Below are 902 nucleotides of genomic sequence, written 5' to 3' on the forward strand. Positions count from 1 at the left end.
GCACTTGTGCTTCTCTAGTGATTGATTTGTTATTCAGGTCTTTCACAATGGACTTTCACCATATAAGGTTATCAACATGCCGGGCATACCCAGACGCAGCTATCAACTCCTTTCGCGCTCGGCGCTACAGTCGCGATAGTGCTCCACGATCTGCGAATTAATAAATGAAACAACTATCCCTACTCCTAATACTCTCTCTAGTTGGAACTGCGGTGTCGTGGGGATGCTGGGCTCTACCGCCAGAGTATGTGGTTGTCGAAACTGAAGCAGATGGGCTCTTTCTTAGGAAATGCAACAGGCAGGCAGTTATTGAGATCAGAGAGTCGAAAGAATTGGGCTTAGTTTGGAAAGTCGAAATTGATGACTTTAATCAACTCTTCTCGTCGTTCTACCTGACGCCAAACGGAAAGAAATTAATCCATGTTAAAGGGAATCACATGGTTAACCAGCTAGACGAATACTGTATAGACATCTACACTTTTAAGGGAAAGGTTGATGGATATAAGGCGAGTGAATTTTATGATGAACTACCACTCCTAAAAGGACTCAAAACCTCGGTGAGCCCAACACACCTATGGATGAAGAAAGTCATGAATGTATCCAATGAAAGAATTCACATCGAGACTCACAAGCATGGAACTATTCTGGCTTTTCTAGACGAGCATAAGTCCTCCAACGGTGGAAAGCAGATCAAGGCGGAGTGAGACAATAGATTTCGCTGCGCTCATCTATGCTCATCCTCCACGATCAGGGAAGAAAATTGAAAAAGGAAATCCTAGCAGACGTATTTTTTTAACCGCTTATTTACGCTAATGACCGCTTATCTAACCCGACGCTAAAAACGAAAAATGAAACCTCATCATAAGCGTAAATTAGTGAAAATAAAGCCTGCTGCGTGGGAC

Annotated in this window: 1 protein-coding gene; it reads left to right on the forward strand. The window is 43.1% G+C overall.

Annotated elements, in window-relative coordinates:
• The first annotated feature begins 164 nt into the window (after window positions 1–164).
• The gene (locus tag QEH52_RS19905) at window positions 165–704 is read left to right on the forward strand and encodes a hypothetical protein (protein WP_308952713.1); all 540 of its coding nucleotides are present in this window, start codon (window positions 165–167) and stop codon (window positions 702–704) included.
• Window positions 705–902: the final 198 nt, after the last annotated feature.

This window comes from Thalassobacterium maritimum (assembly GCF_031127805.1).
Classification (GTDB): Bacteria; Verrucomicrobiota; Verrucomicrobiia; order Opitutales; family Coraliomargaritaceae; genus Thalassobacterium; species Thalassobacterium maritimum.